Genomic DNA, 20,570 nt, shown 5'->3' with positions numbered 1-20,570 from the left:
CGGCGTTCGAGCGAAGCCTCCCTTATACGCAGCCGCGTGCCCTCAGCTCAAGCTCACTGGTCCCGCTTCAGCCGGTCGAGCACCACATCCACCAGCTTGTCGGGCTGGAACTTGGAGAGGAAGTTGTCGCAGCCGACCTTCTTCACCATAGCGTCGTTGAAACTACCGGACAGCGAGGTGTGCAACACCACATAGAGATTGCGCAGGCGTGGGTCATTGCGGATTTCGGTGGTCAGGCGATAGCCATCCATCTCAGGCATTTCCGCATCGGTAAAGACCATCAGCAGCTTCTCGGTCATGTCTTCGCCGCTGTCCGCCCAGGCCTTGAGCATGTTCAGTGCTTTCAGGCCATCGCTGGCCACGTGCATGCGCATGCCGAGCTGCGACAGGGTCTCCCGCAGCTGGGTCAAGGCAACATTGGAGTCATCCACCAGCAGCACCTCACGCCCCACCGCCATCTGCAGCAGCGGGTTGTCCAGGCGGTCCGCGGAAACACGGGTGCTCATGGGCACGATTTCGGCCAGCACCTTCTCGACGTCGATGATTTCGACGATCTGCTCGTCCACCTTGGTGATGGCGGTCAGGTAATGCTGGCGGCCGGCACCGCCAGGGGGAGGCATGATGGTTTCCCAGTTGAGGTTGAGGATGCGATCCACGCCACCCACCAGGAAGGCCTGCACCGAGCGGTTGTACTCGGTGACGATGATGGTGCTGCGCTCATCGGGCACCAGCGGGCGCATGCCGATGGCCTGGGACAGGTCGATTACCGGGAGCGTCTGGCCGCGCAGGTTGACCACCCCGCACACCACCGGATGGCGCTGCGGAATCAGGGTCATCTTCGGCAGCTGCAGCACTTCCTGCACCTTGAACACGTTGATGGCGAAGAGCTGCCGGCCCGTCAGTCGGAACATCAGGATTTCCAGCCGGTTTTCACCCACCAGTTGGGTGCGTTGGTCGACGGTGTCGAGAATACCGGCCATGGAACTTCCTCTGCTGGGCTTGCGTTGGGGGCTGGAGCGCCTTGCCAGCGTTTCGGCAGCGGGCCGAAAAACTGAAGCCATGGCACTGCGCCATCATGCCGCAGCCGATTCGGCGACACCAGCCGCCCGACGACTATTCCGCCCGCAGCAGCGGCGAATGCACGGGCAGGTGTACCCGCAGCGCACGCGCCCTGGCGGCGATACGCAGGCGCGCACTTTCCATCGGTTCGCCGTCCAGGTTGAGGTCCAGTCCTTCCGGGGCTTCCACCTCGACCCAGGGCAGGCGTGCGCTGACGGATACCGTTTCCAGCCCGAGAATGCCGCCCGACAGCAAGGTCGCCAGGGTGCCTACCACATCCTGGGGCGCCGGGATGATGCAGAGGTCGAGGAGCCCGTCATTCACCACCGCCTGGGGACACAAGGTATGCCCGCCGCCCGCCTGGCGCCCGTTACCGATTCCGAGGGCGAGAAACTCCCCCTCCCATGCGAAATCCGGCCCACGGAAGCGGCCAAAGGCCGAATGGACTTCGGAGAAGCGACTCAGCCCGGTGAGGAAGTAGGCCGCCCCGCCCAGTACCTTCTTCAGGTCTTCCGGGGTATTGGCAGTGATCCTTGAACCGAACCCACCCGTCGCCATGTTGAGGAAAAGATGGTCATCGGCCTCCCCCAGGTCGATGGCCCGTGGCGGTGTATCCAGCAGCGCCAGCGCCTGGTCCGGCTCCAGCGGCACGCCAGCGGCGCGGGCGAAATCGTTCGCAGTGCCCAGGGGCAGCAGCGCCAGGCTGGCATCGCCCCCTCCCTGCACCATGGCCTCGGCCACCTCGCGCAGCGTGCCATCGCCACCTCCGGCGATCAGTGTCTGGCAGCCCGCCGCCAGACCTTCCTGCACAAGGCGCCGGGCATCACCGCTCTCCCAGGTGACCCGTACCGTCAGGTCCATGCCTGCGTCACGGCGGGCGTGAACGGCGGCACGTACCTCGTCGTTGGCAGCCTGCTTGCCATGCAGGATCAGCAGCACCTTGCGCTCAGCCATGGTCGCCTCCATCACTCGGCAATCGACCGAGTATAGGACCGCGCCCCGCCGCAATTCAGGCCCGCCGCGCCCAAAAAACAATCGAATAAACTGATTGGAAAATCCGAGAAATTACGCTTTTTATCGATAGATGATTCCCCGATCATGGCGCCCATTCCTCCCGGAGAAACCACTCCGCGAGCCGACAGGAGACCCGAACATGATCGAAGTACGCCCCTTCGCCGACCTGGGTGGTGCCCACCACGGCTGGCTCAATGCCCGACACCACTTCTCGTTTGCCGGCTACTACGACAGCCAGCGGATGAGCTGGGGCCAGCTGCGCGTCTGGAACGACGACGAAATCGCGCCCCACTCCGGGTTTCCGCCCCATCCGCACCAGGACATGGAGATCATCACCTACGTCCGCGAAGGCGCCATCACCCACCAGGACAACCTGGGCAACAAGGGCCGCACCGTGGCTGGCGACGTGCAGGTGATGAGCGCGGGCACCGGCATCGCCCACAGCGAATACAACCTGGAAGATGAGACCACCCGAATCTTCCAGATCTGGATCATGCCTACCGAGTACGGCGCCGAGCCCTCCTGGGGCACCCGCCCCTTCCCCAAAGGGGAGCGCTCCGGCAGCTTCGTGACCCTGGCCAGCGGCATCGACGCGGGCAGCGACGCCCTGCCTATCCGCGCCAATGCACGGCTCGTCGCCGCCACGCTGAAAGCGGGCCAGAGCGCCGAGTACCGGCTGGAGAAAGGCCGCAAGGCCTACCTGGTGGCAGCCAAGGGCCGCTACGAGGTGAACGGTGTCGCCGCCGAAGCCCGTGACGGCGTGGCCGTGCGTGATGAAGAGGTGCTCAGCTTCACCGCCAGCGAAGACAGCGAGATCGTGCTGGTGGATGTGGCCTGACGCAGCGTAGGGTGCGCCATGCGCACCGGAACCCCGCGCGGAGTTCCGGTGCGCGCGGCGCACCCTACGATTTCCAGCATTACGCCGGATAGCCAGTGATATCCCGAATCTTCCGGTACAGCGGCCGTAGCTGCTTGTACATGCCCTGATAGACCTCGCGGTACAGCCGGTCGTACGTGCGGCTCGCCTGCGGATCGGGCTGGAACACCTGCCCTACCCGCGTCATGGCGCGGATCGCGGTTGGGAAATCCGGGTGCAGGCCGAGGCCCACCGCACAGTCGATGGCCGCGCCCAAGCCTGACGTTTCATAGACATGGGGCCGCTCAGCCGGCAGGCCGAAGATATCGGCCGTCAATTGCATGGCCGCATCGCTCTGCGAGCCACCACCCGACACCCGCAGCCGGGTGATGGGCGTGCCGGAGCGCTTCTCGATCTGCTCCCGCCCCTGGCGCAACGCATAGGCCAGCCCTTCCAGGATGGCGCGGTAGACATGGGCGCGGGTATGCACGTCGCCGAAGCCGATAATGGAACCCTTGGCCTCCAGGCCCGGCTCGCGAATGCCAGGCGACCAATAGGGCTGAAGCATCAGCCCCATGGAGCCAGGCGGTACGCTGTTGACCAGTTCATCGAACAGCGCCTCGGGCTCCACCCCCAACTCTTTCGCCCGCTGAATTTCCCGCAGGCCGAACTCCTGCTTGAACCAGCTGACCATCCAGAACCCGCGATAAATCATCACCTCGGTATTGAAGTGATCAGGCACGGCCGCCGGATAGGGCGGGATCAGCGGAATGGTTTCCAGGTACTTGCGCCGCGTGGTGTTGATGGTCGCGGTGGTGCCGTAGGACAGGCAGGCGACGCTCGGCTCCACCCCACCGGCGCCAAGCACCTCGCAGGCCTTGTCGGCACCGGCGGCAATCAGTGGCAGCCCTTCCGGAATGCCGGTATGCCGGCAGGCCTCGGCGGTGATGCTGCCGAGCCGCGAACCGGGCTTGAACAGCTCCGGCAGCTGCTCACGGCGCACCGGCATGGACTGCCACTTCCAGTCCCGTGGCGCGGCCCATTGCAGGCGCTTGTAATCGAACGGCAGATAGGCCACCTGGCAGGCCACCGAGTCGACGAATCGCCCGCATAGCCGGTGACTGAGAAAGCCCGAGAGCAACAGCACCTTGTGGGTCCGGCCCCAGAGTTCGGGCTGGTTCTGCGCCACCCAGTTGACCTCGGCCTGGGCGCGGAAGTAGTCCACCGTGCCCTCAAGGCCGATCGCCTTGAACAGCCAGCCCCAGGGACCCTTGATGCGCCCCCGCACCTCGGCCTGGCGCTGGTCCAGCCAGAGGATGGCCGGGCGCAACGGCGTGCCCTGCTCGTCCACATTGATGACGGTGCCGCGCTGGGTGGTGAGGGACACGCCGCGAATCAGACTCCGGTCGATGTCCACTGACGCCCACAGCAGCCGGCAGGCTTCGCCCAGGCTGGCCCAGTAGTATTCCGGGTCCTGCTCCGCCCAGCCGGGCTGGCTGGAGTAATAGGCCTCCAGCGGGACCTTGCCCTTGCCCACCAGGTTGCCTTCCAGGTCGAACAGCAGGGCACGCACGCTCTGGGTGCCGTTATCGATAGCCAGCAGATAGCTTTTTTCGCTCACGATGCGTCCTTGTTCTTGTTATGCAGGCAGGCTGTAACAGCGTTGCCAGAGGGCCAGGTAAGCGGCCTCTTCGCGCGCCCAGCGGGCGTCGCTCCAGCCCAGCAATGGCTGGCACAGTGCGCGGATGCGCGGCAGCTCGTCCCGGCCGCCCCGGGGCAGCAGCAGGCCGATCCTCGTGCGGCGCAGCAGCAGATCATCCAGGTGCAGCACCAGTTCGCCTTCCGCCGCCCAGGCCAGCTCGGCCCAGAGCGTGTCGGTGGCGCCGATTCGCTCATTGCCGAGCGATTCGACCCAGGGCGCCAGCTCCGCCAGGGCGCGGCCATGACGGCCCGCCAGGCGCAGACGCTGGGCCGGAGACAAGGCCGGTAGTGCCTGTTCGGCGCAGGGCTCGAAGACTGCGCTGCCATGGTCTTCCAGGCTGCGACCGACGAATCCGGCGCACGCTCGCAGCACGTCCAGGGCCAGCAGGCGGAAGGTGGTCAGCTTGCCGCCGGCCAGGGTCACGCAACCGGGTTCAGTCCAGAGCGCATGCTCGCGCTTTTCGTCCGAAGGCTTCAGCTGCGCTTCGCCGTCACTCACCACAGGGCGCACACCCGCCCACGTGGAGAGCACGTCGCCCCGACCGATGCCGGCCGCCGGGAATTGCAGGTAGCAGGCCTCCAGCAGGTAATCCACCTCGGCCTCGCTGATGCTCGCGTCCTGGTCCAGCCCCTGGTCGTGGTCGAGATCCGTGGTGCCGATGACGGTGGCGCCCTCCCAGGGGAAGACGAACACCGGTCGACCATCCGCCGGGTGCATGAAACTGACGGCGTGGGCCAACGGCAGGCGCCAGCCCGGCAGCAGCAAATGGCTGCCACGCAGCGGGCGGATATGTTCCGCACCGTCGACCGTGCGCAGTCGATCGGCCCAGGCGCCGGTCGCCAGGGCTACGGCACGGGTGCGGAAGGCGCAACGTTGGCCACTCTCGGTATCTTCAGCCTCCAGGCCGGTCACCCTGCCCTGCTCCCGTTTCAGCGTCAGCACGCGCATGCCGTTCAGCGCCTCGCCACCTTCAGCGCGAGCCTCGCCCAACACCCGCAGCACCAGCCGCGCATCATCGGTCACCGCATCGAAGAACCGAGTGCCGCCCTCCAGGCCGCCTTCGGCAAGACCGGGCACCAGATAGCGCAACTGCTGCAGCGGGTAATAGAGATGGTTGCGACGCCCGGCCAGGGCGTCGTAGAGGGATAGCAGGCCGCCGAACACCCTTGGCCCCGGAAAGCCACCGCGGTGGGGCATGACGAAACTCAGCGGGTCCACCAGCCCCGGTGCCTCGGCCAGCAGGCGCTGGCGCTCGCGTACCGAAGCACGGGTCAGGGCCAGTTGACCCTTGGCGATATAGCGCAAGCCACCATGGACCATCTTCGACGAGCGACTGGACGTGCCCCAGGCGAAGTCCCGCTGCTCCAGCAGCAGGCATTTCCACCCCCGCCGAGCGGCCTCACGCAGGATGCCGGCGCCGCAGATACCGCCGCCGACCACGATCAGGTCCCAGTCGCGGCGGGCCAGTTCCGGCAACGCTGCCACGCGCCACTCGGCGTTCCAGGTGGCCATGTTCAATCCTCGATCAGCACGCCGGGAGCCAGGCGCCCCTCGGGATCGAAATGCCGCGCAAGGTTGCGCAGCGCGGCCATGCCCAGCGGACCCTTTTCCGCCGGCAGCCAGGGCGCGTGGTCACGGCCGACGCCGTGCTGGTGGCTGATGGTGCCGCGGTTCTGGGCGATTACATCGCTGGCGGCGGACTTCAACTTGCGCCAGCGCGCCAGCGCCTCGGCGTAGCTGCTGCCTGGGCGATAGACGTAGGAGGTGTAGATGCTCGATCCCTCGCCATAGACGTGGGACAGGTGGGTGAATACATGCACCCGCTCGCCTTCGTCCTTCAAACCATTGCGCAGGCTGGCTTCGATCTTGCCGAGCAGGCTGTCGACGTTGACCCAGTCGGTGGCGGTTTCCAGGGTATCCACCACATAGCCGGCGCTCCACAGGGCATGGCGCAGGTAGGGGAAGCGGAAGCGATTGTGCGCCCACTTCTTGCCCAGCAAGGTGCCGGTGAACACCCCGCCAAAGCGCTTCAACAGGCGCCGGGCCTGCTTCAGCGACGCGGCGTTCTGGGCGCGGTTGCCGGTGACGCCGAAGGTCAGCATGCACTTGCCGGCGCCCGCGCCGCGCAGGGCCAGGTACTTCTCCAGCAGCGCGATCTGCCCGGGGTGTCCGGCCAGGGCCAGTTGGGTCTCGGTTTCGATGGCGTTGGACAAACGCAGCATGGACAGCGGGACGCGCGCCTGGGCAAGGCTGCGGATGCCCTGGAGCGCCTGGTTCCAGTTGGGCAGGAAGACCGCGTAGAAGGACTCCTGCTCCGCCAGCCGGGTGACCCGCACCCGCACTTCGGAAATCACCCCGAAACGGCCTTCGGAACCCAGCACGAGCTCGCGCAGGTCGGGCCCCGCCGCCGAAGCCGGGAAGGTGGGCAGCGCCATGGGGCCGGCGAAGGTTTCCAGGGTCCCGCCCGCGAACAGCTGCTCGATCCGCCCATAGCGCAGGGACTGCTGGCCACTGGAACGGCTGGCCACCCAGCCACCGAGGGTCGACAACTCCCAGGACTGCGGGAAATGCCCCAGCGTGTAGCCCCGAGCACGAAGCTGGCTTTCCACCTGTGGGCCATTGGCGCCGGGACCGAAGGTGGCGATCAGACTTTCCTCGTCCAGCTCCAGCAAACGGTTCATGCGTTCCAGCGACAGGGTCAGCACCGGCCGGTCGCCCGCCTGGGGATTGATATGGCCCGCCACCGAGGTGCCGCCGCCGTAGGGAATCAGCACCAGATCGCGCTCGGCGGCCAGGGCCAGCAACTGGCGAATCTGCTCGGCGGTTTCCGGAAACGCGACGCCGTCGGGGAACTGGCCGAAATCACCTTCGCGCATCGCCAGCCAATCCGGCAGGCTCTGGCCACGGGCGTGGCGCACACGGGTCTCGGCATCCAGGCTGATCAGCGGGTGGGCGTCCAGCCGCGAAGCGGGCACTCGGGCCAGCACCTGTTCCAGGCTGGCGTCCGGCAGGGGTTGGCCAGCACTTATGCGTTCGGCCAGGAAAGCCGCCCCATTGTCGGGCAGTTCCACCACCGTCGCTTCATCGCCCCAGCCGTTCCAGCGTCGCATGCCATTCTCCTTGTTCGGGTTATTTCGAAGGCTCTTGATGGCTGCCTATACTAGCCAGCCGCTCCAGGGCGTCACTGTCGAATCGGGACAGTGGCCTTCGCCAATCAGGACATAACAAGAAACCCCATGCATTCGCTCGGCTACACCTCGGTTCCCGCCCTCATCAAGTACCTGCGTCACGCCGAACAGCTCGGCCTCGACCAGGCCAGCACGCTGGCTGCTGTCGGCATCCGTCCCGAGGACCTGGCGGACAACAGCAAGCGTCTGCCCAGTGAAGCCCATGAGCGCCTGCTGGCCCATCTGATCCGTGTTTCCGGCGACGCCCTCTTCGGCCTGCATTCCGCCCGCTACGTGCAGCCGGGCTCCTGGAGCGTGCTGGGCTACATCACCATGAACTGCGCGACCCTGGGCGAAGCCATGAGCCGCATCGCCCCCTACGAGAAGCTGGTGGGCGACATGGGCGTCAGCCGTATTGAAGCCGAAGGCGATGTGGTGCGGATGATCTGGAGTTGCCGCCATCAGGACCCGACCATCCGCCGCCACATGGTGGAGAACGTGCTGGCGTCCTGGCTGCTCTATGCACGCTGGATCGCGGACATGCAGCGTTCACCTCGGGAGGTGTGGTTCGAGCATGCCCAGCCCGAGGGTGCGCGGACCGATGACTATGAAGCGGTGTTCGGCTGCCCGGTACGGTTCGAGCAAACCTGCAGTGCCCTGCTGGTGCCGCTGGACTATCTGGCTGTGCCCTTGCGCCAGGCCGACGCCAACCTGCTGCGCACCCTGGAAGAACACGCGCTGTCGCTGATGGCCGGGCTGGACGACGACGAGCCGCTGCCGCAACGGGTGAAGAATGCCTTGCGCCTGCTGCTCAAGGACGGCCTGCCGCGCAAGGAACGGGTGGCGGAAAAATTCCACATGACTGTGCGGACCCTGCAGCGTCACCTGCAGCAGGCCGGCACCAGCTACCAGCAGATCCTCGACGAACTGCGCCGCGAACTGGCCGAGCATTACCTGCTGCGCAGCGACCTGCCGATCCAGGACATCGCCTGCTACCTGGGCTTCACCGAATCCCGCTCCTTCCACCGCAGCTTCAAGGCCTGGACCGGGCAGACGCCGGGGGAGTATCGGGAAGCTAAGCGGCAAGGCTGAATATCGGAACTCGCCTTGGGGGGAAACCTGTGGGGGCGATTTCAATCGCCAAGCAGGACGCAGTCCTGCCCTAGCGGCTTGCAAGGGGCAGTTGCGCTGCCCTTAGCGAATAAATTCGCCCCCACATGGTGAGGCAGATGCCTCGCAGGTGCTAAGCCTGCAACTCGCTCAAGGGAATGAAGCGCACGGAATCCCCCTCGGCCAATGTGGTGCCTTCCAGCACCTCCACCAGCCCCTCGGCCCAGGCCGCGCTGCGCAGCACGCCGGAGCTCTGGTTCGGGTAGATCACCGCACGGCCGTGCTCCAGGCGTGCGCGCAGGTACTCACGGCGGTTGCCGGGTTTCTTCCAGAGGAAGCCGGCCGGCACCACGAAGCCCAGCGGCTCCACTTCTTCCACGCCGAGGCGGCGCAGCAGGTAGGGTCGCGCCAGCAGGCCGAAGGTCACCAGGGTGGAGGCCGGATTGCCCGGCAGGCCGATTACCGGCACCCCACGGAAGTGCCCGAAGGTCAGCGGCTTGCCCGGCTTGATCGCCAGCTTCCACAACGCCAGCTCGCCCTCCTCGCGCAGGGCCGCGCCGAGGAAGTCCGCCTCGCCCACGGAAACCCCGCCGGTGGAGAGGATCAGGTCCACCTCCGCCAGGCCGGCCAGGGCCGTGCGGGTGAGCTCCAGGTCGTCGGCAAGGATGCCGGCATCCAGCACCGCACAACCCAGGCGCTTGAGCCAGGCAATCAGCAGGCTGCGGTTGCTGTTGTAGATCTGCCCCGGGCCGAGCGGCTGGCCGGGCGGTACCAGCTCATCGCCCGTGGAGATCACCGCCACCACCGGACGGCGGCGCACCACCAGTTCGGCGGCGCCCAGGGAGGCGCACAGGCCCATCTCGATGGGCCCCAAACGGGTGCCGGCGGGCAGCACGGTATCGCCAACGCGGGTTTCCTGGCCACGGGGGCGCACATTCTGGCCAGCCCTCAACGGCTCCAGGAAACGCACCCGGCCATCTTCCAGAACCTCGACGTTTTCCTGCATCTCCACCACATCCGCGCCGTCCGGCAGCGGCGCACCGGTGAAGATGCGCGCGCAGGTGCCCGGCTGGAGAGGCTGAGGGGCGCTGCCGGCGAGGATGCGCTGGCTCACCACCAGCGGCTCCCCCGAAAGATCGCCCAGGCGCAGGGCGTAACCGTCCATGGCGCTGTTGTCCCACGGCGGCAGGTCCAGGCCAGCCACCAGTGGCTCGGCCAGCACGCGGCCATCGGCCTCGGCCAGGGGGACGGTTTCGCTGTCTGTGATCTGCGCGGCCCCGGCCAGCGCCAGGAGGCGCGCCAGGGCATCTTCCACCGGCATCAGGCCGGGATGGTCGCAACCGCTCACCCGCGACTCTCGCAGGCATTGGCCTGCATCAGATGCGGGACGAAGTTGCAGGGGCGATGACGGTTGTCCAGCTGCTCGGCGAGGATGCCGTCCCAGGCGGTACGGCAGGCATTGGTGGAGCCCGGCAGGCAGCAGACCAGTGTGTTGTTGGCCAGGCCGGCCAGGGCGCGGGACTGCATGGTGGAGGTGCCGATGTCGGTAACGGAAATCTGCCGGAAGTACTCGCCGAAACCATCCACCTGCTTGTCCAGCAGGCACGCCACCGCTTCGGGGGTGCTGTCACGGCCGGTGAAGCCGGTGCCGCCGGTGATCAGCACGACCTGCACCTCGTCGTCGGCGATCCAGGTAGCGACCTGGGCGCGGATCTTGTACAGGTCGTCTTTCAGCAGCACCCGCGCCGCCAGGTTGTGGCCGGCGGCGGTGAGGCGATCGACGAAGAGCTGGCCGGAGGTGTCGGTCTCCAGGCTGCGGGTATCGCTGACGGTAAGAACGGCAATATTGAGCGGCACGAACACCGCCTCGGCCTTGTGACTCATGGCAGGCTTCCAGTTGTAGGAGTGAATGACCGGTGTTATATCACAGCGCCGCCCCGGAGACCGTGCCATGTCCGACACGCCTTTACCGCCCTGCTCCGTCCTGCTGCTCGCCGGTGGGCGCGGGCATCGTCTGGGTGGTCGCGACAAGGGCCTGGTGGAGTGGCGGGGCCGCCCCCTGATCGCCTGGCTGCACGAGCGCGTGCGCCCCCTCACCGACGACCTGATCATTTCCTGCAACCGTAATGAAGACCGCTACGCGGCCTGGGCCGATCAACTGGTGCGGGATGACACCCCCGACTTCCACGGGCCGCTGGCGGGCATGCGCGCCGGCCTGGCGGTAGCCCGCCACGAGCAGGTGCTGATCCTGCCCTGCGACGCCCCGCAGGTGGACGACACCCTGATCGCCAGCCTGCTCGCCGCCGCCTGCGAGCGGCCGGTCATGGTGCGTCAGGGCAAGTTCTGGGAGCCGCTGTTCTGCATCCTGCCCCGGGCGCTGCTGCCCGTGCTGGAAGCCGGCTGGCAGGCCGGAGAGCGCAGCCCTCAACGCATCCTGCGCCAGCTCGACCCGGTGGCCGTGGACTGCCCTGAAGGCGACCCGCGCCTGGCCAACCTCAATACGCCTGAACTGTTAAGTGGCAATCGGCTGAAGGATTGAGCCGGATTGCAGGAACTTTGACGGGAAGATTCTCGTCAGAAGGGCCACACAACCAGCGTACTCATCAAGGAGATATCGATGAACCAGCGGATCGTCCCCGCTTTCCTGCTCGCCATGGGCCTTGTCACTCTGGCCGGCTGCTCCTCGCCGTCCCTGATCACCCTCAATGACGGGCGTGAGATCCAGGCCGTGGATAAACCCGAATTCGACGAAGACACGGGCTTCTACGAATTCGAACAACTGGACGGCAGGCACGCCAAGGTGAACAAGGACCAGGTGCGCACCATCCAGGAGCTCTGATCGAACAGCCCGTTCCCGCCGCCGGGCCGGAACGGGCCCTCCCCCTCCCCGGCAACCCCGCGCCATCCGCAGCTTCCCGCCCCCACCCCTTCCCAGCGCAAAATAATTCAAAAAAATTTTCGCTAACCCCTTGTAGGCCAAAAGTTTTTCTGTAGAATGCGCGCCACACAACGGAGCGTAGCGCAGCTTGGTAGCGCGTCTCGTTCGGGACGAGAAGGTCGCTGGTTCGAATCCAGTCGCTCCGACCAAATCCCGAAAAACCCGCCTTAAAGGCGGGTTTTTTATTGCCTGCGATTTTTGCCATCGCCCCTCATCGGGCACTCCCCTCCCCCCGAATCCTTGCCATCCCATTGCAGGCCCGCCTATAGTCCGCGCGCCGCGGTCAATCCCGTGGCCGACCTTGGCCGGTCGCGTTTAAGGAGGCGCACAAGCGCCCATGTCCGTGCAGGCGCTTTTTTGCTGCCTGCGCTTCATGGCGGCTGTGCGCGGGACACCTTCGGGTGTGCCGGGTCCTCCTTACCCGGTCGGCCAACCCGCGTACAGTCGCCACCCTCATTCGCTTGGCCGCGAACGGTGGCGACTCCGATAAAAGGAGTTTCACCATGGACGATTCCCGCTTCATTCCCCTTTCCGAAAATGCCATCAAGGCGCCCGTGTTGCTGCTGGATTCCAGCTGTTCCTACGACGACCTGCAGGACTGCGCCGAGCAGCGTCTGCATGCCGCCAAGAATCTTCTGCTCAGATTCACCTGCATGAAGATCGACATCGCGGAAAGCCGAGACCTGGTAAGCGTGGCCAACGCGGCTCACTTGCTGCTTGCGGACGCCAGCGACCTGTTCGCGGCCGCGCGAAAGGCGGCGCTCCGGGCAGGCGCCTAGGCCCGCCCTTGCGGGAGCGAATTCATTTGAACGTGAGAAACCACGTCCTGAGGACGTGGTCATGAGTCACCGACTCTGCCTGTGACGATTCGACTGGCTGGGCCAGCAAGATGAAGCCGATCCGGTAGGGTGCGCCGTGCGCACCGGCGGTTTGACGGGGTGCCGAAGCCGATCCCGGAAGCGGTGCGCACAGCGCACCCTACGGTCCAGACCACGCGAAGGCTAGGAGGTAGGGTGGGCTTCAGCCCACCACAAAAAGTCAGCGCGAGCTGAAGTCTCAGCTGGAGAGAAAGGACGCCACCGAACCGGCATCGAAGGGCCAGTTCAGTTCGCTGCCGGTGTCGCAGCGGCGCAGGACGGGAATGCGCAGGCCATAGGTCTGGACCCACTCTTCGCTGTCGGCGATGTCCACCAGCTCCACCAACAGGCCACGTTCGACGAAGGGCATGAGCACACCTTCCGCCACCTCGCACAGGTGACAGCCGAGGGTGCCGAAGAGTTGGCATTCAGGAAGCATGGAGACGCGCCTCGAAGATCAGCGAGGGCCGAAGTCTACCACGGGGTCAGTCGTCGGTGGACTGGCTGTGAGCCTCGCCCAGCAAGGGCTCCAGACCATCCAGCAGGCGCTCGTTGAAGGCATCGGCCTTGGCCAGTTGCGCCGGGGAGAAACGCTCGTCCAGGGAGGCCCCGCCCTTGAGCAATTTCTCCAGGGTGCCACGGCCGTCCTCAGCCAGTTCGCTGGCTTTGCGCAGGGCGTCCAGCAGGCCGTTCGCGTAGTCCTTGAGGGAACCATTGACCGCACTGGCCGCCTGCCCGCCCTGCTGGGCGACGGCGCCATAGGCGTCGGTGGCCTGCATCACCCGCGTCTGAGTAAGACGCAGCGACATGGAAGCCAGCTGTTCACCATCCATGTCCAGGTCCATGGCGCGGTCGAAGGCGCCGGCCAGGTCACCCGAGTAGAAGCTGCTGGAAATGTCCTGGACCTGGCTGAGCAGATCGCTCAAGGCGGCCTTCTCCTCGTCGTCCAGCTCACCGTCCACCTGGATCTGCCAGGCGCCGATCTGCAAGGAGGAGGACTGGCTGCTGGCCGCGACCAGGGAGGTCGTCCCGTCGCTCGCCGCTGCCACGCTGTTGCGGGACCAGTTGGCCGACGCCTGGGCGATGGAAATGCGCAGCTTGTCGCCGTCACGAGTCTTCACCTCCAGGTCGAAGGTCTCGGCCTGGGCGGCGAAGCGTTCGCTGTAGCCGGCCGCCGCGACGACCGCACCGGGCTGCACGGCCTGGTCGGGTTGGATCCGGGTCTTCTGGAGCTGATCGAGGCCGCTCTGGATGCGGTTGAAGGTGTCGTCGATATCCTCGGCCACCTTGCCGCCCAGCAGGCCCAGCCCGTCGAGGGTCTTGCGCGCATCGTCGAAGCCCTTCTGCACCCCGGCACGAGCCTGGTCGAGGAGCCCCTGCAGTGTCGCCTTGTCAGCACCGTTGGCCGCTTCCTTGCGCAGTCGCTGGTCGATTGCGTCCACCACACGGTCGGCGACCTTTTCCGGGCTGTAGTCGGCAGCCTTGCCTTTCAGCGCGCCCGGCTCAAGGCCGAGACGCTCGCCAAGACGCCCGGCCAGTGTTTCCTGGGCATCCACCTGCTTGCGCGCAAAGGCGGAGGCAAGGCCGGGGAAAGCCGAGCGTTGGGCGGAGGAAGCGAGCGAGGCCAGGGCATTCATGACGGGGCATCCGGAGTCAGCGGTGTCCCCTCTGTTGCGGCCGGCAGCCGAAGAACTTGAGCCGCTCCAGACGAGCGGAGCGCAACGTCAGATGCCGGCGGCGCGCATCAGTCGGTCGGCGGCGTCCCGGGCCTCCAACGCCTGGTCACTCGGCCCTTCGATGTGGGCCATGCTGATCGCCCCTTCCATCAGGTATTGCAACTGACGCGCCAGGCGCTCGGGCTCCGCCGCCTCCAGGCGCTCCAGGGCGCCCCGGAAATACGCTTGGGTGCCGGCCTTGTAGGACGCGGCGATGCGGTGCACCGGGTGATCGCGGTCATGGAATTCGGCTGCGGCATTGATGAAGGCACAGCCGCAGAATTCCTGGTCACTAATCCAGGCGTGGAGCCCATCGAATACCCGCAGGATGGCGTCCCTCGGCGGCAAGTGCGTGAACGCCCAGGCCATCCTCTCGGCAGCCGGCGCAAAGCGGGACTCCAAGGCGGCGATGATCAGATCGTCCTTGGACTTGAAGTGCTTGTAGAGCGTCATCTTGGCCACACCGGATTCGGCCAGGATGCGGTCGATGCCGGTGGCGTGGAATCCCTCGCGATAAAAGAGACCGAGGGCGGTGTTGACCAGATGTTCGCGTTTGCTTGATGCCATTGCAGCCTCCTGAACCGGCGCATTATGCGCATCCGCCATAGCCGGCTCAAACCGCGCGGGACGCGGACCTTGGAGAAAGGCAAGGTTCGTGCTTGAAATATACAGACAGGTCTGTCTACTATCAATTCACTATTCAACGCGAGGGATTCGCCATGCAACTTCACGACTTCTACCTTTCCGGCAATTGCTACAAGGTCCGCCTCTTCCTGGGCCTGATCGGCCAGCGCGCGGAAATTGTGACCGTAGACCTTGCCCACGGCGCCCAGAAGCGCCCTGAGTTCCTCGCCCTCAACCCACGCGGCCAGGTGCCGGTGCTGGTGGATGACGGCCAGCCGCTGGTCGACTCCCAGGCCATCCTGGTCTACCTGGCGCGACGCTACGGGGACGAGCACTGGTATCCGCAGGACGCTCTGTCCGTGGGGCTTATCGCCGGTTGGCTGAGCCTGGCCGCCAACGAGGTCCACCACGGCGCGGCGCGGGCACGGGTGGGCCTGAAGTTCGGCCGCGAAATCGACCTGGAAGAAGCGCAGGGCCGCGCCCGGCAGGTGCTGGAGCTGGTCAACGCGCACCTCGCTGACCGCGCCTGGCTGGTCGGCGACCAGCCCACCGTCGCCGATGTGGCGGTCTACCCCTACCTGGCGCTGGCCGACGAAGGCGGCCTGGACCTGGCGCCCTACCCCCACCTCGACGCCTGGTTCGCGCGCATCCACGCCCTGCCCGGCTATGTGGACCTGCCTCGCTAAGGGGCCCGGAGGCCGCATGAACAGCCCATTCCATCCCGGTGAACAAGCGATCCAGGCCCGCGCGGGTGTCCGCGAACAGATGGAGCCCATCGGAAGCCGGATGATCCGCGACTACATGCCGGAGCAGCACCGGCTGTTCTTCGCCCAACTGCCCTGGCTGCTGGTGGGCAGCCAGGACAGCGACGGCCAGCCCCAGGCTTCAGTGCTGTGGGGCAAACCGGGCTTTGCCCACTCGCCGGAAGCGACCCTGCTCAGGATCAACGCCCGCCCGGAGGTGGACGACCCGCTCGCCGCCAACCTGCACAGCACGGCCCGCCTGGGCGTGCTCGGGCTGGAGCTGCCCACGCGGCGGCGCAACCGCATGAACGGCCCGCTGGTGGAACGCGATGGCGAAGGACTCACCCTCGCGGTGCAGCAGTCCTTCGGCAACTGCCCGAAGTACATCCAGGCACGCGACTGGCACTGGGAAGCCCGACCGGCCGGAGCCCTGGAACAGGGCGTCGGCCTGGACCCACGCTGGCTGGAACTGGTGAACCGCAGCGACACGCTGTTCATCGCCAGCCAGCACCTCGATCCGCAAACCGGCGGCGTGGACATCTCCCATCGCGGAGGGGCGCCGGGCTTCGTGCAGCTAGGCGACGACGGCCGTCTCTGGCTACCGGACTACAGCGGCAACCAGATGTTCAACACCCTCGGCAACCTGCTGCTGGAGCCCCGCTGCGGCCTGCTCTGGATCGACTTCGCCAGCGGCGACCTGCTGCAACTGGAAGCCCGGGCGGAAATCCTCTGGCCGGATCAGGCCGGTACCCACGGCTTGCCGGCCCTGCCCGGCGCCGAACGCCTGGTGGCCCTCACCCCGAGTCGCTGGCGCCTGCGCCGCAGCCGGCTGCCGCTGGGTTTCGGCGACGTACATCCCTCCCCCTTCCTGCCCCAAGGACACTGACTCCATGCGCCTGCGTTCGTTATTCCTGTTGTTCCTGTTCAGCACCTGCAGCCTCGCCGCCCAGGCAGAGGGGCTGCGCTTCGCCCTGGTGAAGACGTCCCAGACCGAAACCCTGGAAGCCTTCACCCTGGCCGACGGTAGCTGGACGGAGAAGGTGACGGCCAACCACGTGGCCGTGCTGATCCAGCACCATGCCGCAACCCTGCTCTTCGACACCGGGCTCGGCCGCCAGGTGGACAGCCAGTTCGACAACGAAATGCCCTGGTGGGACAAGCCGCTGATGAAGTACGGCCCCGTGACGCCCGCTCGGGACCAGTTGGACCGGGACGGCATCCGCATCGACCGCATCTACCTCAGCCACGCCCATTGGGACCACGCCTCGGCGCTGGCGGACTTCCCCGACGTCACCGTCTGGGCGCCCTACGAGGAAATCGAGTTTTCGGAAGTCGGGACTCCGCCGGCGGTGCTGCCCAGCCAGTTCGCCCACGGCGTGAAGTGGCGGCCCTACCTGTTCTTGCCCGTGCCGTTCATGGGCTTCGAGGAAAGCCTCGACCTGTTCGGCGACCGCAGCCTCGTACTGGTCCCGCTCGAGGGCCACACACCGGGATCAGTTGGCCTGTTCCTGACCCTGGACGACGGTCGCCGCTTCTTCTTCACCGGCGACACGAGCTGGCGCCTGGAAGGGTTCACCGGCCTGCGGGAGAAGTTCTGGATCAGCCGGAACATGGTCGACAACGACCGCGCGGGCACCCGCGCCCAGTTGCAGAAAGTCCACGATCTGCTTCAGCGGGAGCCCGGGCTCACCGTGATTCCGGCCCACGATGCCAAGGTGCAGGACAAGCTCGGCTATTACCCGCACTGGGTGCAGTGAGTTGCCGACTATCGTCTAGAGGACAAATTTGTAACGTAATGCTTTAGTCAAATTGTTGTAACAGGACGATCCGACCGACCTGCAATCCAACGAGGAGACAATAACAATGAGCAAAACCTCGCTTGCGCAAGCCGTGGCCCTCGCCACGCTTGGCGCCAGTGTCACCCTGCCGGGCATCGCCCAGGCGGAGTTCATCAAGGACAGCAAGGCCAGCCTGGAGCTACGCAACTTCTACTTCAACCGCGACTTCCGCCAGGACAACGCTCCACAGTCCAAGGCCGAGGAATGGGCCCAGGGCTTCCTCCTGCGCTATGAGTCCGGCTTCACCGAAGGCACCGTCGGCGTGGGTGTGGACGCCCTCGGCCTGTTGGGCGTCAAGCTCGACTCCAGCCCCGATCGCAGCAACACCGGCCTGCTCAAGCGCGACCGCGAAACCGGCCGCGCCCAGGATGAGTACGGCGAGCTCGGCCTCACCGCCAAGCTGCGCGCCTCGAAGAGCGTGCTCAAGATCGGCACGCTGCTGCCCAAGCTCCCGGTCGTCCAGTACAACGACTCCCGCCTGCTGCCCCAGACCTTCAAGGGCGGCCACCTGAACTCCATGGAGCTCGCCGGCCTGACCTTCGATGGCGGCCAGCTCAAGGAGGTCAACCAGCGTGACTCCTCCGATTACGAGGACATGACGATCACCACGGGCGCCGCCCGCGCCATTGTCGTCCGCCCCGGCACCACCAGCGACGAGTTCAACTTCGCCGGCGCCAGCTACAAGTGGAACGACAGCCTTACCACCGGCTACCACTACGGCGAACTGGACGAGTTCTACAAGCAGCACTACCTGACCCTGGTGCATCAGTTGCCGCTGGGTGACAAGCAGTCCCTCAAGAGTGACATTCGCTTCGCCCGCTCCACCGATGAAGGCAGCAGCAACGTCGACAACAAGGCCTTCGGCGCCATGTTCACCTACGCCCTCGGCGGCCACGCCTTCGGCCTCGGCTATCAGAGCATGAGCGGCGACACGGGCTTCGCCTACATCAACGGCACCGATCCCTTCCTGGTGAACTACGTGCAGATCGGCGACTTCGCCAACAAGGATGAAAAGTCCTGGCAAGCGCGCTACGACTACAACTTCGCCGACATCGGCATTCCCGGCCTGACCTTCATGACCCGCTACCTGTCCGGCGACAACATCGACCTGGGCGCCAACCGCGAAGAAGGCAAGGAATGGGAACGCAACACCGACATCGCCTACGTGTTCCAGGAAGGCGCGCTGAAGAACTTCGGCGTCAAGTGGCGCAACGCCACGGTACGCTCCACCAACTTCGGCAACGATATCGACGAAAACCGTCTGATACTCAGCTACGTGGTGCCGCTCTGGTAAGCGGCCTGAAGAAGAAAGCCCGCCATTCGGCGGGCTTTCTCGTTCTGGTGTGAATGGCCTCATAGGGCAGCTTCGCCGCCCTTGGCGAATGAATTCGCCCCTACAGGTTCTGCCGCCCCCTGCAGCCAAAGCGACAGCAAATCGAGCAGCGCATTTGTGAACGAATTCATTCGCGAATTACAGCGACTCAATCCTGCGACGTGGCACCAATCTTGTGCACCGACAGGTCGGCGCCGTAGTACTCCTCTTCCTGGCTGAGGCGGATGCCCACGGTGGACTTCAACAGGCCGTAGACGGCGAGCCCGCCCACCAGCGCAATCAACACGCCCAGCCCGGTGCCGATCAGTTGGCTCACGAGGCTGACGCCCCCCAGGCCGCCCAGGGCTTCCTGGCCGAAGATGCCGCAGGCGATGCCGCCCCAGACGCCGCACAGGCCGTGCAGCGGCCAGACACCGAGGACGTCATCGATCCGCCATTTCACCTGGGTCGCGGTGAAGGCCCAGACGAACAGGCCGCCGGCCGCAGCGCCGGTGACCAGGGCGCCAACCGGATGCATCAGGTCGGAGCCCGCACACACGGCCACCAGGCCGGCGAGCGGGCCGTTGTGCAGGAAGCCGGGGTCGTTGCGGCCCACCAGCAGCGCAGCGGCCGTGCCGCCGACCATGGCCATCAGCGAATTCACTGCCACCAGGCCGCTGACACCCTGCAAGGTCTGGGCGCTCATCACGTTGAAGCCGAACCAGCCGACGATCAGGATCCAGGAGCCCAGCGCCAGGAACGGAATGTTCGACGGCGCGAAGGCCACCAGGCGACCGTCCCGGTAGCGGCCGTTGCGATGGCCCAGTAGCAGCACCGCGCCGAGCGCCAGCCAGCCGCCCACCGCATGCACCACCACGGAGCCCGCGTAATCATGGAAGCTGGCGCCGAAATCGTTCTTCAGCCAGTCCTGCAGGCCGAAATTGCCGTTCCAGATCAGCCCCTCGAAGAAGGGATAGATGAACGCCACGATCAGCAAGGTGGCGCAGAGCTGCGGATAGAACCGGGCGCGCTCGGCGATGCCGCCGGAGATGATGGCCGGGATCGCCGCCGCGAAGGTCAGCAGGAAGAAGAACTTCACCAGACCGTAGCCGTGATCGGCCGCCAGGACACTGGCCGGCTGGAGGAAGGTCACGCCATAGGCGACCCAGTAGCCGATGAAGAAGTAGGCCAGGGTCGACACCGCGAAGTCGGAGAGGATCTTCGACAGGGCGTTGACCTGGTTCTTCTGCCGCACGGTGCCGACTTCGAGGAAGGCAAAGCCGGCGTGCATGGCCAGCACCATGACGGCGCCCATCAGGATGAACAGGGTGTTCGAGCCGTGGATCAGGGTTTCCACGGCGCTGTTGAGGTTTTCCATTGGCGAAGACAGCTCCGGCAGCGAGGAAAAAGCACCAAAGCGGTTCAAGCCAAGCCCGGCACGCACCATCCTGAAGCCATGCCGCACCGCAACGGATCGGACCACGATCCCGATTTGGTGCATGCCGGTCGGTGCTGGACTTGTCCGAAACAGCCTTTCTCTTTGTTTTTCATTGGGTTGTCCGCTGATCGCCGGCTCGGAAGGGCCATCCCGGACGCCCCGAACCAGCGCAGCGAATCACAACCGCGCACCAGGCC

The 20,570-nt window shown here is 65.9% G+C and carries 20 protein-coding genes and 1 tRNA gene; 10 read left to right on the top strand and 11 right to left on the bottom strand.

What is annotated here, in order from left to right; all coding sequences use genetic code 11:
• Nucleotides 1-53 precede the first annotated feature (53 nt).
• Both TQ98_RS09340 and yegS read right to left on the bottom strand, forming a co-directional pair.
• Entirely contained in the window at nt 54-980 is a 927-nt protein-coding gene (locus TQ98_RS09340; protein WP_044875057.1) for a chemotaxis protein CheV, read from the bottom strand.
• Nucleotides 981-1,113: 133 nt separating this feature from the next.
• Nucleotides 1,114-2,013 (bottom strand): lipid kinase YegS, encoded by a 900-nt coding sequence (yegS, locus tag TQ98_RS09335; RefSeq protein WP_044875056.1) that lies wholly within the window; start codon nt 2,011-2,013, stop codon nt 1,114-1,116.
• A 199-nt stretch (nt 2,014-2,212) separates the two neighbouring features.
• On the opposite strand from yegS, the gene TQ98_RS09330 reads away from it, so the two are divergent.
• Nucleotides 2,213-2,911, top strand: coding sequence for a pirin family protein (locus tag TQ98_RS09330; RefSeq protein ID WP_044875055.1), 699 nt, complete (start codon nt 2,213-2,215; stop codon nt 2,909-2,911).
• A gap of 79 nt (nt 2,912-2,990) precedes the next feature.
• Here the strand turns inward: TQ98_RS09330 and TQ98_RS09325 are convergent, their stop codons facing one another.
• The 3 genes from TQ98_RS09325 to TQ98_RS09315 are packed head-to-tail and all read right to left on the bottom strand — an operon-like array spanning nt 2,991 to nt 7,741.
• Nucleotides 2,991-4,550, bottom strand: coding sequence for an FGGY-family carbohydrate kinase (locus TQ98_RS09325; RefSeq protein WP_044875054.1), 1,560 nt, complete (start codon nt 4,548-4,550; stop codon nt 2,991-2,993).
• 18 nt (nt 4,551-4,568) lie between these two features.
• Nucleotides 4,569-6,143 carry a glycerol-3-phosphate dehydrogenase/oxidase gene (locus TQ98_RS09320; protein ID WP_044875053.1) on the bottom strand — a complete coding sequence of 525 codons (1,575 nt, stop codon included), beginning with the start codon at nt 6,141-6,143 and terminating at the stop codon, nt 4,569-4,571.
• Between the two features lie 2 nt (nt 6,144-6,145).
• Nucleotides 6,146-7,741: an FAD-binding oxidoreductase gene (locus TQ98_RS09315; RefSeq protein ID WP_044875052.1), complete on the bottom strand. Its 1,596-nt coding sequence runs from the start codon at nt 7,739-7,741 to the stop codon at nt 6,146-6,148.
• 126 nt (nt 7,742-7,867) lie between these two features.
• On the opposite strand from TQ98_RS09315, the gene TQ98_RS09310 reads away from it, so the two are divergent.
• Entirely contained in the window at nt 7,868-8,890 is a 1,023-nt protein-coding gene (locus TQ98_RS09310) for an AraC family transcriptional regulator (RefSeq protein ID WP_044875051.1), read from the top strand.
• 151 nt (nt 8,891-9,041) lie between these two features.
• Here the strand turns inward: TQ98_RS09310 and glp are convergent, their stop codons facing one another.
• Nucleotides 9,042-10,256 (bottom strand): gephyrin-like molybdotransferase Glp, encoded by a 1,215-nt coding sequence (gene glp, locus TQ98_RS09305; protein WP_044875050.1) that lies wholly within the window; start codon nt 10,254-10,256, stop codon nt 9,042-9,044.
• A complete protein-coding gene (gene moaB, locus TQ98_RS09300; protein ID WP_044875049.1) occupies nt 10,253-10,792 on the bottom strand; it encodes a molybdenum cofactor biosynthesis protein B in 540 nt (179 codons plus the stop codon). The genes glp and moaB overlap by 4 nt, the downstream gene beginning before the upstream one ends.
• Nucleotides 10,793-10,859: 67 nt before the next feature.
• Here moaB and mobA point away from each other — a divergent pair, with 67 nt between their 5' ends.
• From mobA to TQ98_RS09280, 4 genes are all read left to right on the top strand, one after another.
• A complete protein-coding gene (gene mobA / locus TQ98_RS09295) occupies nt 10,860-11,447 on the top strand; it encodes a molybdenum cofactor guanylyltransferase MobA (protein ID WP_044875048.1) in 588 nt (195 codons plus the stop codon).
• A gap of 78 nt (nt 11,448-11,525) precedes the next feature.
• On the top strand, nt 11,526-11,747 hold the full coding sequence (locus TQ98_RS09290) for a YgdI/YgdR family lipoprotein (protein ID WP_044875047.1): 222 nt from the start codon (nt 11,526-11,528) through the stop codon (nt 11,745-11,747).
• A gap of 171 nt (nt 11,748-11,918) precedes the next feature.
• Nucleotides 11,919-11,995: transfer RNA gene (locus tag TQ98_RS09285), tRNA-Pro, on the top strand.
• A 354-nt stretch (nt 11,996-12,349) separates the two neighbouring features.
• Nucleotides 12,350-12,625: a hypothetical protein gene (locus TQ98_RS09280; RefSeq protein ID WP_052659260.1), complete on the top strand. Its 276-nt coding sequence runs from the start codon at nt 12,350-12,352 to the stop codon at nt 12,623-12,625.
• Nucleotides 12,626-12,902: 277 nt separating this feature from the next.
• On the opposite strand, the gene TQ98_RS09275 is transcribed toward TQ98_RS09280, so the two are convergent.
• From TQ98_RS09275 to TQ98_RS09265, 3 genes are all read right to left on the bottom strand, one after another.
• On the bottom strand, nt 12,903-13,142 hold the full coding sequence (locus TQ98_RS09275) for a glutaredoxin family protein (protein WP_044875046.1): 240 nt from the start codon (nt 13,140-13,142) through the stop codon (nt 12,903-12,905).
• A 46-nt stretch (nt 13,143-13,188) separates the two neighbouring features.
• Nucleotides 13,189-14,340, bottom strand: coding sequence for a DUF5610 domain-containing protein (locus TQ98_RS09270; RefSeq protein ID WP_103102925.1), 1,152 nt, complete (start codon nt 14,338-14,340; stop codon nt 13,189-13,191).
• A gap of 87 nt (nt 14,341-14,427) precedes the next feature.
• A complete protein-coding gene (locus tag TQ98_RS09265) occupies nt 14,428-14,985 on the bottom strand; it encodes a TetR family transcriptional regulator (protein WP_044875043.1) in 558 nt (185 codons plus the stop codon).
• 152 nt (nt 14,986-15,137) lie between these two features.
• On the opposite strand from TQ98_RS09265, the gene TQ98_RS09260 reads away from it, so the two are divergent.
• The 4 genes from TQ98_RS09260 to TQ98_RS09245 all read left to right on the top strand — a co-directional run bounded on the left by TQ98_RS09260 (nt 15,138) and on the right by TQ98_RS09245 (nt 18,917).
• Nucleotides 15,138-15,728 (top strand): glutathione S-transferase family protein, encoded by a 591-nt coding sequence (locus TQ98_RS09260; protein WP_044875042.1) that lies wholly within the window; start codon nt 15,138-15,140, stop codon nt 15,726-15,728.
• A 16-nt stretch (nt 15,729-15,744) separates the two neighbouring features.
• The gene (locus TQ98_RS09255; protein ID WP_044875041.1) at nt 15,745-16,671 is read left to right on the top strand and encodes a pyridoxamine 5'-phosphate oxidase family protein; all 927 of its coding nucleotides are present in this window, start codon (nt 15,745-15,747) and stop codon (nt 16,669-16,671) included.
• Between the two features lie 4 nt (nt 16,672-16,675).
• Nucleotides 16,676-17,542, top strand: a complete 867-nt coding sequence (locus tag TQ98_RS09250; protein ID WP_044875040.1) for an MBL fold metallo-hydrolase — start codon at nt 16,676-16,678, stop codon at nt 17,540-17,542.
• A 106-nt stretch (nt 17,543-17,648) separates the two neighbouring features.
• Nucleotides 17,649-18,917, top strand: a complete 1,269-nt coding sequence (locus TQ98_RS09245; protein ID WP_044875039.1) for an OprD family porin — start codon at nt 17,649-17,651, stop codon at nt 18,915-18,917.
• Nucleotides 18,918-19,104: 187 nt separating this feature from the next.
• Here TQ98_RS09245 and TQ98_RS09240 read toward each other — a convergent pair whose 3' ends face one another.
• Complete coding sequence (locus tag TQ98_RS09240; protein ID WP_044875038.1) at nt 19,105-20,313, bottom strand: ammonium transporter; 1,209 nt, start codon at nt 20,311-20,313, stop codon at nt 19,105-19,107.
• Nucleotides 20,314-20,570: the final 257 nt, after the last annotated feature.

This window comes from Pseudomonas sp. LFM046 (assembly GCF_000949385.2).
Taxonomy (GTDB): Bacteria; Pseudomonadota; Gammaproteobacteria; order Pseudomonadales; family Pseudomonadaceae; genus Metapseudomonas.
Note: the sequence above shows the minus strand (reverse complement) of the source record. Positions and strands in the feature narration are given on the sequence as shown.